Source organism: Flavivirga spongiicola, from assembly GCF_030540825.1.
Lineage (GTDB): Bacteria > Bacteroidota > Bacteroidia > Flavobacteriales > Flavobacteriaceae > Flavivirga > Flavivirga spongiicola.
Window position 1 is genome coordinate 2,069,196 of record NZ_JAUOEO010000001.1, and the last position, 16,588, is coordinate 2,085,783.

The 16,588-nt window shown below is 33.9% G+C and carries 12 protein-coding genes and 1 tRNA gene; 11 read left to right on the plus strand and 2 right to left on the minus strand.

Translation table 11 applies throughout. From position 1 onward, the window contains the following. Positions 1-5 precede the first annotated feature (5 nt). The 3 genes from Q4Q47_RS08240 (at position 6) to Q4Q47_RS08250 (ending at position 6,259) form a co-directional block, all read left to right on the plus strand. The gene (locus Q4Q47_RS08240; RefSeq protein WP_303306179.1) at positions 6-3,248 is read left to right on the plus strand and encodes a VCBS repeat-containing protein; all 3,243 of its coding nucleotides are present in this window, start codon (positions 6-8) and stop codon (positions 3,246-3,248) included. A gap of 730 nt (positions 3,249-3,978) precedes the next feature. Then, the gene (locus Q4Q47_RS08245) at positions 3,979-5,433 is read left to right on the plus strand and encodes a T9SS type A sorting domain-containing protein (protein WP_303306180.1); all 1,455 of its coding nucleotides are present in this window, start codon (positions 3,979-3,981) and stop codon (positions 5,431-5,433) included. A gap of 130 nt (positions 5,434-5,563) precedes the next feature. Next, positions 5,564-6,259, plus strand: a complete 696-nt coding sequence (locus Q4Q47_RS08250; protein WP_303306181.1) for a LysE family translocator — start codon at positions 5,564-5,566, stop codon at positions 6,257-6,259. Between the two features lie 137 nt (positions 6,260-6,396). Here Q4Q47_RS08250 and Q4Q47_RS08255 read toward each other — a convergent pair. Next, positions 6,397-6,467 (minus strand) — tRNA-Cys (locus Q4Q47_RS08255). A 127-nt stretch (positions 6,468-6,594) separates the two neighbouring features. Beyond that, entirely contained in the window at positions 6,595-6,957 is a 363-nt protein-coding gene (gene folB / locus Q4Q47_RS08260; protein ID WP_303306182.1) for a dihydroneopterin aldolase, read from the minus strand. 62 nt (positions 6,958-7,019) lie between these two features. Here folB and Q4Q47_RS08265 point away from each other — a divergent pair, with 62 nt between their 5' ends. The 8 genes from Q4Q47_RS08265 (at position 7,020) to Q4Q47_RS08300 (ending at position 16,516) form a co-directional block, all read left to right on the plus strand. Beyond that, positions 7,020-8,123, plus strand: coding sequence for an AraC family transcriptional regulator (locus Q4Q47_RS08265; protein WP_303306183.1), 1,104 nt, complete (start codon positions 7,020-7,022; stop codon positions 8,121-8,123). A 74-nt stretch (positions 8,124-8,197) separates the two neighbouring features. Beyond that, positions 8,198-10,615: a TonB-dependent receptor gene (locus Q4Q47_RS08270; protein ID WP_303306184.1), complete on the plus strand. Its 2,418-nt coding sequence runs from the start codon at positions 8,198-8,200 to the stop codon at positions 10,613-10,615. 5 nt (positions 10,616-10,620) lie between these two features. Further along, positions 10,621-11,493 (plus strand): DUF4249 domain-containing protein, encoded by an 873-nt coding sequence (locus Q4Q47_RS08275; protein ID WP_303306185.1) that lies wholly within the window; start codon positions 10,621-10,623, stop codon positions 11,491-11,493. A 115-nt stretch (positions 11,494-11,608) separates the two neighbouring features. After that, a complete protein-coding gene (locus tag Q4Q47_RS08280) occupies positions 11,609-12,091 on the plus strand; it encodes a hypothetical protein (protein ID WP_303306186.1) in 483 nt (160 codons plus the stop codon). Positions 12,092-12,137: 46 nt separating this feature from the next. Beyond that, the gene (locus tag Q4Q47_RS08285) at positions 12,138-12,746 is read left to right on the plus strand and encodes a hypothetical protein (RefSeq protein WP_303306187.1); all 609 of its coding nucleotides are present in this window, start codon (positions 12,138-12,140) and stop codon (positions 12,744-12,746) included. A gap of 26 nt (positions 12,747-12,772) precedes the next feature. After that, positions 12,773-13,639, plus strand: a complete 867-nt coding sequence (locus Q4Q47_RS08290; protein WP_303306188.1) for a hypothetical protein — start codon at positions 12,773-12,775, stop codon at positions 13,637-13,639. A 75-nt stretch (positions 13,640-13,714) separates the two neighbouring features. Continuing rightward, entirely contained in the window at positions 13,715-14,392 is a 678-nt protein-coding gene (locus Q4Q47_RS08295; protein WP_303306189.1) for a dioxygenase family protein, read from the plus strand. A 117-nt stretch (positions 14,393-14,509) separates the two neighbouring features. After that, the gene (locus Q4Q47_RS08300; RefSeq protein ID WP_303306190.1) at positions 14,510-16,516 is read left to right on the plus strand and encodes a glutamine--tRNA ligase/YqeY domain fusion protein; all 2,007 of its coding nucleotides are present in this window, start codon (positions 14,510-14,512) and stop codon (positions 16,514-16,516) included. Positions 16,517-16,588 lie beyond the last annotated feature (72 nt).

The following is a 16,588-nucleotide window of genomic DNA, read 5'->3' on the forward strand; positions in this document are numbered from 1 at the left end:
TAATCATGTCTTGCCAAAAATCAAAACGCCCGCTATGCGCAGAGACATTAGTTGGAGGGTTTCAATTACTTTCTTCAGATAAAACAGGCATTGATTTTAATAACTCCATTAAAGAAACCGAAAATTTTAATCACTTTTATTATTCCCAAATATATAATGGTGCAGGAGTCGCTATAGGCGATATAAATAATGATGGTCTATCAGATATATTCTTTTGTGGCAACCAAGTGAGTGATAGACTTTACTTAAACAAAGGCCATTTTCAATTTGAAAATATTACTAAGAAATCAAGAGCAGCCAGAGTTTCAGGATGGTCTTGGGGCGTAACCATGGTCGATGTAAATTCGGATGGCTATCTCGATATTTATGTTAGCAGAAATGGAGAATTCATGAATCCTGAGCAACGTAAAAATCTACTTTACATAAATAATAAAGATCTTACATTTACAGAATCTGCGATGGCTTATGGGCTTGCAGATGCCGGATATTCTACCCAAGCAGTCTTTTTTGATATGGATAATGATGGTGATTTGGATATGTATCAAGTCAACCAACCAGCAGACCAAAAGCTGTTTATTCGTCACACGATCACGGAAGACAGTTATAAATTCTTTACACATAAATTATATATAAATGATAAAGGGAGATATCGTGATGTCTCAGAATACGCAGGTATCTCAAGGGTTTTTGCATATGGGTTAAGTGTTAATGCTGCCGATTTCAACAATGATGGATGGACCGACCTATATGTTGCTAATGACTATGATGAACCAGACTTTATGTATTATAATAATGGAGATGGAACGTTTCGAAATGTGATTAATGAAAATTTAAAACATATTTCCAGGTTCAGTATGGGATCAGACGTAGGTGATATAAACAACGATGGGTTGATAGATATTATCACGTTAGAAATGGCTGCAGAGGATCATTTTCGATCAAAAACCAACATGGGTTCTATGTCAACCGAAAATTTCAATCAACTAGTTAGTTTAGGAAAGCATTGTCAATACATGTCAAATACACTACAAGTTAATACAGGTGTCGGCAGTTTTTCTGACGTTGCTAATATGGCTGGCGTTGCTAAAACCGATTGGAGTTGGGGCGGGTTGTTTGTAGATTTAGATAATGATGGTTTAAAGGATATAATAATATCCAATGGCGTTAAAAAAGATGTTAGAAATAATGATTATATGGCTATTGTAACCAATCTAGATCCAAATATATCGACGCAAGAATTTTTCAATATAAGTAAAAACACACCTTCCCAACCTATTTCTAATTATGTTTATAATAACAAAGGCAATCTTCAGTTTAAAAAGGTCACAAAAGATTGGGGTTTTGAAACACCAAGTTTCTCAAGCGGAATAGCTTATGGAGATCTGGATAATGATGGCGATTTAGACGTTGTTACAAATAATATGGACGCTTTAGCATTCGTCTATGAAAACAAAGCGACCGGCAATTTCTTAAAGATTGATCTAGAAGGTTCCGATACAAACACATTTGGTTATGGGGCTAAAGCAACTATTCATCATAACGGTAACATGCAGGTTTTAGAAAATTCAGTGACCAGAGGCTATTTATCTTCGGTAGAACCAGGCTTATTTTTTGGATTGGGTAAAGAGATTGAAGTTGAGAAAGTGGAAGTCAAGTGGCCAGATGGCAAAATAAATGTGTTTGAAAATATAAAGGCAAATACAACACTTACTGTTAAATATTCAAAAGCAAAAACCCCAACAAAACGAGTTGAAAAAAAACAACCCTTATTAGCTCAAATAGAACCTAACGATATTGGTATTTCTTATAGTCATAAAGAAAATGAGTTTGATGATTTTGAAGTTGAAATTTTACTACCCCATAAACTATCTCAAAACGGCCCTTTCTCTACTGTCGGGGATGTTAACGGAGACGGATTGGAAGATTTATTTATTGGTGGAGCAGCAGGACAAGGCGGCATACTCTATCTTCAAAACACCAATGGACAATTCCGTAAAAGCACATCGCAGCCTTGGGAAAATGATAAAGACTCAGAAGATTTAGGAGCCCTATTTTTAGATGTAGACGGAGATAATGATCAGGACTTATTTGTTGCTAGTGGCGGTAATGAATTTAAACAAGGAAATACTTTATTAAAAGACAGACTATATATAAATAATGGGCAGGGCGTATTTGCTAAAAGTGATCATGGGCTACCGCCTATTTTTGAAAGCTCTCACTGCGTGAAGGCATCTGATATTGATGCAGATGGCGATCTAGATATATTTGTTGGTACACGACTTATTTCTAGACAATATCCTTTTCCAGCAAGTAGTTATTTGCTTATTAACGATAATGGCGTGTTTAAAAAAGCACCCAGTAAAACCGCTCCAGATCTTGAAAATATGGGATTAGTTACTGATGCTGTTTTTACAGATATTGATGGTGATAATGACGCAGATTTGATGTTAGTTGGAGAGTGGATGCAAATTATAATTTTAGAAAACAAAGAAGGGGTCTTTATAAATAGTTCGGAAAAATATGGACTTAAAGACACCCGAGGTTTATGGTGGTCTATAACGGCTAGTGACCTAGATAACGATGGCGATGATGATTATATAGTTGGAAACTTAGGCATTAATAATAAATTTAAGGCAACCAAAGAACACCCTTTTAAGGTATACGCCAACGACTTTGATAACAATGGAACAAACGATATTGTATTGGCAAAATTTTATAAAAACGATTACGTGCCCGTAAGAGGAAGAGAATGTACAAGTCAACAAATGCCATATGTTGCAGATAAATTCAAAGATTTTAATAGTTTCGCGGCTTCCAAATTATTAGACATTCTACCAGAAGATAAAGTAGGCGATGCGGTTAAATATGAGATTCATAATTTTGAAAGCATTATTTTAATAAATGAAGGTGGTAAGTTACTAAGACAATTACTTCCGATACAAGCTCAAATGTCCCCTATTAAATCGTCGCTGGTATTAGACGTTGATAATGATGGCAATAAAGACATTATTACTGTTGGCAATCATTATGGCGTAGAAGTTGAGACCACTCGCTATGATGCTAGTATTGGTGCCGTGCTTTTAGGAGATGGTAAAAACAATTTTCATTTCATGCCGCCTTCACAGAGCGGGCTTAATATTCCCTATGATAGTAGAGATATTAATTACATCAAACAGGAAAATAACCAAAACACCATAATCGTTACAAATAATAATTCTTCCCTCTCAGTTTATAATTACAAAAACTAAACTACTATGGACTGGAAGTCCATAGATTCGCTTTGGCAGACTGAAAGTCTGTTTCGTGAAATACCAAAATATAAAATAATAAACATTGTAAAACTGAATTCGTGTGAATTCGTGAAACCAGCCAGCCGGCAGGCTGGTTCGTGTCAAAAGTTTTTAGAAGCTGAAAGCGAAATGCACTAAAAGTACATAGCTTTAACTGCATTTGAAATCAGTAAAGTGCTGCTTTAAAAAAACCATACGATATTAAAAAAATCTAGTAGTAAAAAGTTTCAGACCAATGGGTCATATTGTTCTATTAAGTACTGAGAATCAGGCTCGGTATTTATTAGTATTTCTACAAACTTGATGCTTTTAGTAACAATAAATGTATACAAGGATAAAAAGTATGACAGCAATTAATAAAATCACCACAACATTGCCACAACATTGCTTCTTAATTGCTTTATTTACAGTTAATTAATACTAAAATGATTCTAAAAAGAAGTAGCCTAAATATCCCGTTTATCCCCATTAACAAAGACTTACTACCCTATCGTCATTGTGAATAATGCAAAAACAAACTGCTTTTATTGTCTTGTATGCTTTTTGTAGCGGTATCGTCTACTAATTTATTAACAATCAACACATACATTTACGAATATCTAAATACCACCTTTGTTAGGTTCTCCATTATAGTTTGCAAGGCGTGAATTTTAGTTTAAAAACAAACAACTAATTCTAAAAACAAATTATGATGAAAAAAATTACATTATTACTAATCCTATTAACAGTATCTTTTGGATACGCACAGTCGTCTCCAATAAATTTTGAGAGCGACGTTACTACTGGTGGTAACTGGGTAGATGCTGGTGTCGATGTAGCAATTGAAGATGATCCAACCCCAACAGCACCAGCTAATGGAAAAGTTGGAAGATTGCTTACTAAAGCAGGTGGTAACCCTTGGCAGGAAGCCCATCTTACAATGACTACATCTGCTATTGATTTAACGACTGCTACAGGTGGTACTAAAATTGTTTCTGTTGAGGTTTATTCTACTACGGGTAATGATTTTTTACTTAAAGTAATAGACGGAATAAATGGCGCTGGTAATTCAGAAGTTCCAGCTGCTCATAATGGAACTGGTTGGGAAACACTAGAATTTAATTTTAATAATGCCACTGTTGGAGGTGTTCCGGATGGAGAATATGAAACATTTGCATTTTTCCCACTTTACGATATCTCTGGAGGTTTACCAGGAGGTTTTATTGGTACGGCAGGTAATTCTCCTGTTACAACAACCTTTATTGATAATGTAACTTTTGTTGAAGGTTCTTCATTACCTATTGAATCTTGTAATGATGGAATTGAGAATCAGGATGAAACTGGTATAGATTGTGGAGGCGTTTGTACTGCATGTCCAGAACCAGCAGTACCACCAACAACCGCACCAGCAGTACCACCAGCAAGATTAGCAGCAGATGTTATTTCTATCTATGGAGATGCTTACGGTACCCCTATAGGTGTAGCTAATGTGCCATGGGATGATTCGGATTTTACAGTAGAAAATATTGCTTCAAATGATGTTCTAAAAATTGACTTTGGTAACTTTTTAGGGCTTTCTTTAGGTGCTTCAGTTAACGCTTCTGCAATGACACATTTCCATATGGATTTTTGGATCTCCGATGGTTTTGTAGCAGGACAAGTATTTAACCCTAAATGGTCAAACCATGCAGGCGGTGGTGCTGAAACTGATGCTTTTGAATTAACAGTAGCGATCGGACCAACCGATGTGCAAACATGGGTTTCAATAGATGTTCCATTAACAAATTTTGCCAATGTGAGAGGTTCAGGTGTGGATGCCAGAGCTGAGTTATTAGAATTTTTGTTAACGGTTTCAGGAACATTAGATGTTGGTTATTTAGATAATATTTATCTCCACAAAAACACCACTTTAGGTACAGAAGAAAATGAAGTAGCAAGTTATAAAACGTATCCCAATCCAACAGAAGATAGTTGGACGGTTAAAACTAAAAGCGAAAGCATCTCATCAATTAGAGTATTCGATATTTTAGGGAAAAGTGCACTATCATTAGCACCTAATGGAAGCGAAGCAATCATAGATGGGGCTAACTTAAGATCTGGGCTATATTTTGCCCGAATAAAAACTGCAAGTGGGATTAGCAGTTTAAAACTAGTTAAGAAGTAGTTAGAGAAGTATTAACTTAGTTTGCTTTAAAGCGTGTGATTTAATTATCACACGCTTTTATTATTTGTGGCTGGCAAGCCTACTTTAGTTATAAAATATTTCTTTACTTTGTGTAAACCTTAGCTTAGTTATGCTTGATGATATCTTAACCGCCATTCCCTTTGGAATAATACTGGCCTTTACAATTGGTCCCGTATTTTTTGTGCTTTTAGAAACAAGTGCTACAAAAGGTTTTAGAAGTGCTTTAATATTCGATTTGGGTGTTATATTTGCCGATATCATTTTTATTGTTATTGCTTTTTATAGTACCAATAATCTAAGAGGAAAAGTTAGTAACGACCCTAGTTTCTTAATTTTTGGAGGTGTCTTATTAATTGTTTATGGCATTATTTCCTTCATAAAAACATCAAAATCTTTTAGAGCTATTGTTAAAGAATATCACAAAGTTGAAATTCAAAAAGACTACGGCAAGCTTTTTATAAAAGGCTTCTTACTTAATTTTATAAATATTGGTGTTTTGATTGGTTGGTTAGGTTTTATGGTATTAGGAGATACATTAACGACATCAAAAAATGGTGATATTGTTTTTATAGTTACCATGATCGTATCTTATTTTGTTACAGATATCATTAAAATCCTAGTCGCCAAAAGATTAAAAGCAAAATTAACACCTCGACTTATTTTTAAAACCAAAAAAGTAATCGCTATGGTTATCCTAGGCTTTGGAATTTTATTATTTGTACAAGGTCTGTTTCCTGAAACTTACGAAAAAAATAAAGAGAAGTTAGAAAAAATAAGCCCTATAAAAGAAAAGCTTCCTGAATAATCTTTAAGCTTATTTTTGGAAGCGTCGAGCGGATTCGAAAAGCAAACCCAAAGGGAAAATTTTGCTTCTCTTTAATTAATTTTTTCTAAAAATTTATCATAAAAAAAACCTCCAAGAAATACTTGAAGGTTTGTTTGAGGCGTCGAGCGGATTCGAACCGCTGTAGAAGGTTTTGCAGACCTCTGCCTAGCCACTCGGCCACGACGCCAATTTGAAAAAATCCATCAAAAATATATTTTGATAAACCTTTTAAAATTGTCATTCCCGAGACATCGAGAATGAGGATACAAATGTAAAAAAAAATATAACTTTTCCTTACTTTAAATTACTTTAAATTATTTTTTACGCCTATCGGTCATTTTTATGGTAACCCTTTCAACGTCTCCACCAATAGGCGGGTTTAGTTTGCTTACCCAAACCGTTGCTTTTTTTACTAATTTATCTTCATTAAAGATTCTGTTGAGTATGCGCCTTGCCACCGTTTCCAACAAGTGAGACGGTATTTCCATCTCTTCTTTAATAATCCTGTTTAAAAACACATAATCAACCGTATTAGATAACTTATCTGTCTTTGCCGAATTTTGTAAATCAGCTTTAACCTCCAGATCAACACGATAATCACTACCTATTTTAGTCTCTTCTTCAAGACAACCATGATAGGCAAATATCCTAATATTTTCAACTTTTATAATTCCCATTATAAATAAATTTATGCGCAAAGGTATTTAAAAAAAAATGTACTTTTATCAAAATATTTGTAATGCTATTTGAAGATTACTTGCTATTATTTCTAGAGCTATTATCTGGCTTTTCTGCTATTATGATTGGGCTTTTGTTTTTAACAGTGAAATCAAAAAACCAAATTGCCAATATATTTTTAGTGCTCTTTATGTGGAGTTTAGCTTGGATCATTTTATACGGAATGTATATAGATTCTGAAGAGGACAGCAATATGACTTTTTATGAGAATATTATTTTTGATTCAGAATTATTAATTATTCCTTCTCTGTTTCTTTATATAATAATTACTATAAACAAATCTTTTAATGTCTGGTATTTATTATTGTTCTTACCAGGGATTTTATTTAATATCCTTCATATTGAAGAAGATAGTGTTCTAGAAATCATATCTATATTGTTGTTTCCTGTCATTAATTTACCTCTAATGATAATTGCCTATAGGTTTTTAAATAAGCATAAAAAGAAAGTAGCTAACTATTATTCTGAATTAGAATATAAAACTCTGTCTTGGATCAAGAGTATCATTATTACGGTTTTAATACTTCATTTCTTTTTACTTTTTGGAGAGATAGCAGAAATTTTAAATGAAAGATTAGGAGATTTATTCTTGTTTTTAGAAATTTTAACCACATTGTTTATTGTGTACTGGGTAGGCTATAATGGTTTTTTTCAAGCTCAGCTCTTTAGTGACATTCCGTCTATAAAAACTAATTATCAAGATTTAAATCAGGGAGCTACTGATACCCCAAAAAATAAGATTGATAATAATGAAGACTTTTTAGAAAAGTTTAAAGAAATAGAAACCGAAATACAAACGAATAAGTTATTTAATAATCCAAACCTTAATTTGAGAATGTTAGCAGCATCATTGGATATTAAGGAAAAAGAATTGTCAAAATTGATAAATCAGTATTCTGAAACTAATTTTTATCATTTTATTAATAGATTTAGGGTTAACGAATTCAAAAGCTTATTACAATCTCCAAAGGCAGAACAATTATCCATTTTAGGCCTGGCTCAAGAGGCGGGTTTTTCTTCAAAATCAACATTTTATACAGCTTTTAAAACGATAGAGGGCATGACACCAAAACAATACGAGTTGTCTCTTAATAAGTACGAATAGAAGCAGTCGGACAAAGTTTCATCAATTTTTATACATAACCAGCGTTCTTTTGCAAACAATTAAAATGAACGCAAATGAAACACCTATTTTTATCACTTTTCTTTTTTTCAACATCATATATTGTCTTTGCTCAAGATTCACAAATTAGTGGCACTATTGAAGACTCTGAAACAGGCGAGACACTTCTTGGAGCAACTATTTATTCTAAAGAATCAGAGAAAGGAACTGTAACCAATGAGTACGGTTTTTTTTCATTAACGATTCCAAAAGGCAAACAAACCTTAGTAGTTTCATATTTAGGATATCAAGATTTTATTCAGGAGATTAATCTCTCCAGCCCTCAAAAGCTTAAGATCCAATTGAAGGTGGATAATAGTCTGTTAGAAGAAGTTGTTATCACTACCACTACAAACACAAAAAGTCAAACAAGGAGTGTTATAGCGGGGTCTGTTAATCTTAAGCCTAAAGATATTAAACAAATACCTGCCTTATTGGGAGAGCCGGATATTACTAGATCTGTATTAACTCAGCCTGGTGTATCGTCAGTAGGAGAAGGAACATCTGGTTTTAATGTTCGCGGAGGAAATATAGACCAAAATTTGATTCTTTTAGATGAAGCACCGATATATAATTCTTCACATGTTTGGGGCTTTTTCTCCATATTTAATGCAGATGCTGTTAAAGATATGCAATTGTATAAGGGAGGTATTCCCGCACGATATGGGGGTAGAGCATCTTCAGTTTTAGATATACGCCAAAGAGAAGGAAGTAATAAACAATTTAAAGGTGAAGGTGGCCTAGGTTTGCTGTTTTCTAGATTAACGCTTGAGGGACCTATAAAAAAAGACAAACTTAGTTTTTTAGCCTCTGGACGTCGTTCTTACTTTGATTTATTTTTTCCTTTAATCAAGAGTATCAAAGGAAATAAAGTGTATTTCTATGATTTAAATGCAAAATTATCTTGGAATATAAACGAGAACAATAAGTTGTTTGCTTCTGGATATTTTGGAGCCGATGTCATGAAACTGAAGTTTACAGAAGAGAATGACGGAGATACACAAAACACAAATTCAAGTAACACAAATGAGACCATTGATTTTCAGTGGAAAAATGCAACAGCCACATTGAGGTGGAATCATATTTTTTCAAGTAAATTGTTTATGAATATTTCTGGAATTTATAGCCGGTACAATTATGCACTATCTTCTGAAAATAGTGGAGGAGGCCCAACTGGAACAACAGCTAGTAATTTTACTTGGAAATCTGCAGTAGAAAATTGGATTATTAAACCAGATTTTACGCTTTATCAAAATGCAGATACTAAAATAAGATTTGGAGTAAACAGTACACTTTATAGATTTACTCCGGCCAAGGTAACAGGAAATGAAGCAGGTATTAATACCATAAATTTTGGTACCGAAAAGGGTTTGGAAATAGCACCTTATGTTTCTTATGATAGAAAGTGGAAGGCGTTTTCTATGAATGCCGGATTACGATATTCTTGGTTTGGAAATATAGGGCCTTATAAAGTTTCTTTTTACGACCCAAGTTTACCACAAACCGTTAGTACCATTACGGGCTCTAAAACATATAAAAGTAATAAGGTTATAAAATCATATAAAGGCTTTGAACCTCGTCTGGCATTAAAGTATGATTTATCGGATAGAAAAGCTATAAAGCTAGGGTACAATAGAATGTTTCAGTATATACATTTAATATCCAATACAAACGCAGCCTTGCCTTTTGATATATGGAAACCGGCCGGTTTCCATATTAAACCATTGGAAGTGAATCAAATATCTGCTGGATATGCCTATGACACAGAAGATAGCCAGTATAATTTTTCAATTGACGGATACTATAAAAACTTTAAAAATCAAGTAGAGTACAAAAATGGAGCAGATCTGTTTTTAAATGAAAATTTAGAAACACAATTGTTAACCTCAAATGGATATTCCTATGGAGTTGAACTAGGAGCATATAAAACTAAAGGCAAGTTAACTGGGAATGCTAATTATACTTATTCTGTAACGAAAAGAAAAACAACAAGTTCATTTGCTTCAGAGAACCTTAATAATGGTAATTATTATCCATCAAATTACGACAGACCTCATATTTTTAATTTGACAACTAATTATAAACTGAATAAAAAATGGAGTGCAGGCGCGTTTTTCACTTACCAGACAGGTAGGCCTACTACATATGCTACGGGTAAGTTTGAAATAGACGGAAATCAATATTTTACATACTCTGATCGCAATGCGTATAGACTTAAGGATACCCATAGACTGGACTTATCATTTACATATACACCTGAAAGGAATAAAGGCAGGAAATGGCAGGGCAGTTGGGTTTTTGGTGTTTATAACGCCTATGCTAGAAAGAATGCATTCTCGGTATATTCTAGCCTAAGAAACAACCAATTAAAAACCTTTCAATATTCGGTAATCGGTGCACCAATTCCTTTTATTACCTATAACTTTAAATTTTAAGACCCATGAAATCATCACATATAAAAACACTATTATTTGCATTAATAACTATTTTGTATTCTTCGTGTACTAAAGAGATAAGTGTTGATGTTTCTCATGACATACAAACAGTTATTTTTGGAGAGCTGACTAATTTGAATCAGCCAGTATCAATTAGTATTCAACAGACCCTACCGTTAAATTCGACATCTAGTTTTCAAGCCGTAAATGATGCTACTATTTCTCTATTCACAAAAAACAGTAATGGAGCTGTAAGTTTAATAACTACTGATTTTTCAATTGACAAAGGCGTTTATACATCATTACAACCCATATCAACCACTATTGATAATACATATTGGATTGAGGTTGTTCTCAACGATGGTACACAATTTAAATCTAAGGAAGAATTTATGAAACCAGTAGTGTCTATAACTGAAATAGAAATAGATGAACAATTCAACGATATTTTAAATATTGAGTTCAGTGACCCTGTTGGTATTACAAATTTTTATAAAGTAAAAGTAGAACTGTTTAACCAAGGGCAGTTAGTGTCTTCAAATTTTTCGGAATCTAACGATGTCGTTTTTGATGGTAATGCAGATGCTTCTCTCGGTGTTGATCTATTTAGGGATCTTGATGATGATCAACCCTTACCATTATATGATGCCATTAAAGCTTCGTTAGGGAATATAAATTTCAGTTCATATCAATTTTTACTTAATCAGCGATCGCAAATAGAGGCTAATGAGGATTCTGGTGAAGATTCCGGTGGAGACCCAAGTCAGTTATTTTCCACACCTCCAGTGAGTCTTTTAGGAAATATCACAAACATATCTAATAATAAAACCACATTAGGAAACTTTACAGTGATTTCGTTAAGTGTTGATAATAAATAGATTATGTGTTATATAAGTCCGAATGCTTCTATTCGGACTTGTTTGATGAAATAAGAGTGTTATAAAGCACGCTATTTGATTGTAAATAAGCATAATAACATAAAAAACTTAAATAATGAGAAAAGTATTTTTAACTAGCATTATAGCTATAGGAATTATTTTGAGCGTATCTGCTCAAAGTGAAGAGGACACTAACGCTCAAAGGTATGAGGTAAAAGTGATTACAAGTGTAGAATCTATTGTTTCAAGTGGTTTGGGTAGGTCAAGAATCATATCTACAGAAGAGGAGCGCGATCATAAAAAATTCACATCATCTAGAACAGAAGATGATGATGAACGTAATAAGTCTTCAAGAAAAGAAATTCGTGTCAAAAATTTTGAAGAAACCAAACTTCTAAATTTTTTCAATATAGGAGGCATTCGTTTTCAGAATATAGCAGCCAACGATGCTGTAATATCTTCAAAGATTAATACAATGCTTAGTCAAGGTTGGGATCTGGCATTTGTCAATTCGGCTGTAGAGAGTGATGCAGGAGAAGGTGATAACAATGGTATTTTTATAACCAGGTACATCTTCAAAAGGTTGAAAAATAACTAATAAAGAACCTGTTAGACCTAATAAATCAGTTAAATAATTAGATATCATGAAATTACATAAATATATAGTAGTATTTTTTACTATGGTAGTCGTATTGCCTTCTTGCTCAAAAGATGACAATACCTCTACCATTTCTAGAAACCAAGGCATTTTTACTGTATTGGCTGGAGACACCACAATAGAAATGAATGGTGTTATTGGTAGTACATCGCTAAATGATTTTAATGCTGTATACGCAGCATTTCCTAATATAAAAAGAATAGAGATAAAACAATGTGATGGTTCAATGGATGACGAAACCAATCTTAAGTTGTCTGCCCGTGTACACCAGTTGGGCATCCATACTCATTTAAACACCAATGGTGGTATTGCCTCAGGAGGCGTAGATTTTTTCTTAGCTGGAATACAGAGAACCAGAGGCACCAATGTAACAGTTGGAGTGCATTCCTGGGCAACAGGGAACAATCAAACAGCTACCGATTTCCCAGTTGGTCACGCCAACCACTTACCCTATATAAATTATTATGTTTCTATAGGTTTTACACAAAAACAGGCTGAGGACTTTTATTATTTTACCATTAATGCAGCTCCAGCAAATAGTATACACAATATGACAGAAGCAGAATTAAGTACCTATAATATTTTTACTCAATAATAGCAAAAACGTAAAACAATAAAATCATGAAAAAGACACCTTTAATACTTATAGTAATTATAGTTTTAACTACATTGAGCACAGCTTCTTGTTCTAACGATGATAACTCTTTAACCAATGAAATAACAGCAATTGACCCAGGTAATGACCCTAATTTTACCATAGTTGCAAATAATGATCCTGGGTTAACCAATTTTAATCGTAAAGTTGTTGTTTTTGGTATCGATATCTATGCTGCCTCAAAAGTAGAAGACGCCAAATTATTGCATGCAGCAAACATTATGGCACAATATCTCGACAATAACGAGGATGGGACTATTGATAATCAATTAGTTGTTGATAAGATGATAGAAAATAAAGCTTTTCTTTTTATGTGGAAAACAGAGAGTGATCAACCTTCTAGCCCTCCGACTGGTAGAGAGGGACAAGATTTAGGAGCGGATGAAACCGTTCCTGCTTGGCACACTAATGGACATACAGGTCAATTCGATGCTTCATTAGAAGAAATATGGCACATCATTAACCTTGCTGGGCATGCAAAAGTTTATCCTACCGTATTTGGCTTAAAACACGGAACAGATCTTGCCAATGCCATGGATATAGCCAGAGGGGGTTATTTTGAAACGATACCTACCACTTACCCTACAACCGCATGGTACACATACGATGACACGACCTGTGGCTATGAAGACTGTATGACGATTGAATATTGGTATTGGTCTATGTCTTCAATATTAGGAGCTCAAGAAAATAGATTAGATGAAATACAACAAGAATGGAAACTAAATACCAAAACAAAAGTTGAAAACAATGATTCGGCAATTTATACGTTATTAACTAATCCGCAATATAAGTTTCCAACTGTTTTACCGGATGGTAGTTATAGACAATAATGTTTGAGTGTTACAGATCGTCAACTTTTTTAAATAGGTCAATTAGTGATCTGACACCTACAAAAATTTAATATTATGGACAGAAAAAAATTTCTAAAGAATGGTTTAATAGGTATGGGGTCTATTGTTGCAATACCAACAGTATTATCATCATGCAGTAATGATGATAACAATGACAACGACCCCGATGCATGTGCACCATCGCCTTCAGAAACCGCAGGACCGTTTCCAATTAAAACTCCAGCCGACTTAGTGAGGGAAAACATAGTTGGAAATAAAACAGGAGTACCTTTGTTAATTAATTTTACAATTCAAAATACCAATAGCAATTGTACTCCATTACAAAATGCCATTGTTGATATATGGCAATGTGATGCTAAGGGTAATTATTCCGAATATAGTGGACAATTAGATGGTAACTTTACTAGTGAACATTTTTTACGCGGAAGACAAACGACCGATACTAATGGAAAAGCATCTTTTATAAGTATTTACCCGGGTTGGTACCCAGGGCGCACACCACACCTCCATGTAGAAATTAAGAGCAATTCAGGGTCCTCATTGTTGATTACACAGGTTTCTTTTCCGGAAAATGTGTCTAATACAGTATATGCAACAACTGAATATAAAGGAATAGCCGATACTAATAATTTAAACGATGGTATTGTCGGAGCAGCAAATCTAGCAGATTCTGTAACAGGAGACACAACAAATGGATACACATTAACAAAGATTATTAAAGTGACGGGCTAGTGTGTTTACATTCCAACAAAGATGTTTTTAAAGACCTTTCAAATTCAATGTTCTGAAAGGTCTTTTTATATCTAAATCTCGCTTTATTTCTATAAATTTGCGTTTTAATTGATTACAATGTCTGAAGAAAGAAAATCACTCAATTTTATTGAGCAAATTATAGAAGAAGATTTATCTAATGGAATGCAGAAAGACGCATTGCGTTTTAGATTCCCTCCAGAACCAAACGGTTACTTACATATTGGTCATACAAAAGCTATTGGTATTAGTTTTGGTTTAGGCGAAAAATATAATGCGCCTGTTAACCTTCGTTTTGATGATACAAACCCGGCAAAAGAGGAGCAGGAATATGTAGATGCTATTAAAGAGGATATTGCTTGGTTAGGTTATAAATGGGATAAAGAATTATTTTCTTCAGATTACTTTCAACAACTTTACGATTGGGCTATTGTTTTTATAAAAGAAGGAAAAGCTTATATAGATTCCCAATCTAGTGAAGCCATGGCAGAACAAAAGGGAACCCCTACACAACCGGGAGTTGATAGCCCTTTTAGAAATAGAAGTGTTGCTGAAAATTTAGATTTATTTGAACGCATGAAAAATGGCGAGTTCGAAGAAGGTTCACACATACTTCGTGCTAAAATAGATATGCAGCATCCTAACATGCTCATGCGAGATCCGATCATGTATCGTATTTTAAAAAAACATCATCATAGAACAGCAAACGACTGGTGCATTTACCCAATGTATGATTGGACGCATGGTGAAAGCGATTATATAGAACAAATATCACATTCATTATGCTCTTTAGAATTTAAGCCCCACAGAGCCCTTTACGATTGGTTTTTAGATCAGATTATAGACACAGCTCTTGTAAGACCAAAGCAGCGTGAATTTGCGCGTTTAAACTTAAGTTATACCATTATGAGTAAGCGTAAGTTGCTTCAATTGGTTAATGATGGTGTGGTAAGCGGATGGGATGACCCACGTATGCCAACCATTTCGGGCTTGCGTCGTCGTGGTTATACACCAAATGCCATTAGAAAATTTGTGGAGACGGTTGGTGTTGCTAAACGTGATAATGTCATTGATGTTTCACTTTTAGAATTCTGTATTCGTGAAGATTTGAATAAAACGGCACCACGCGTGATGGCTGTTTTAGACCCTGTAAAACTGGTTATTACAAATTATCCTGAAGATAAAGAAGAATGGCTAGAGGCTGAGAATAATCAAGAAGATAAAAATGCCGGATTTAGAAAAGTACCTTTTTCCCGTGAGTTGTATATTGAAAAAGACGATTTTAAAGAAGAGGCTGGTAATAAGTTTTTTAGATTAAAATTAGGAGGTGAGGTTCGCCTTAAAAATGCGTACATAATTAAAGCTGAAGGTGTTAAAAAAGATGTAGATGGGAATGTTATAGAAATTCATTGTACCTATTCAGAAGACACCGCTAAAAAAGTAAAAGGAACGTTACATTGGGTATCTATTAAGCACGCTATAAAAGCGGAGGTTAGAGAATACGATCGCTTGTTTATGGACGAGGCTCCGGATAGTCATCAAGACAAAGATTTTATGGATTTTATAAATCCTAATTCGTTAAAAGTTATTGAAGCTTTCGTTGAGCCAAGTTTAAAAAATGCTAAAATAGGAGATAGGTTTCAATTTCAACGTTTAGGCTATTTTAATGTAGATAACGATGCTACTTCAGAAAAGATCATATTCAATAAAACAGTTGGGTTACGTGATTCTTGGGCTAAGGCTAAACAGAAGTCTGCACAAAATAATTCAAAGCAAAAGCAACAAAATAACAAATCGCAACAGTCAAAACGAAAAGCGATTGATGTTATTCAGCAACTAGGAAAAAAGTATACTAATTTACCAGAATTAAAACAGCAAAAAATAAAAGCGGAAATTCAGGAGCTTGCTAAAAATGTGACTTACGAAGAGTTACAGCCGTTATTTAATACTGCTGTTAAAAAAGTAGGAACCAGAATTGCGGTAGTACTTACTTTAGGGGTGTTGTTAGAAAATGGACAAGCCAAAAACGATGCTATAAACGATTTTATTAGCAAAGCTCTGGAAGACAAAAATGAGTTGTTAGTAACTGAGGCTGAGTCTATTTAAAATATGTTTTGAAGTTTATAAAACATTAAAAAACAATATTGATGTTATAATTTTATATATATTTATATCTTA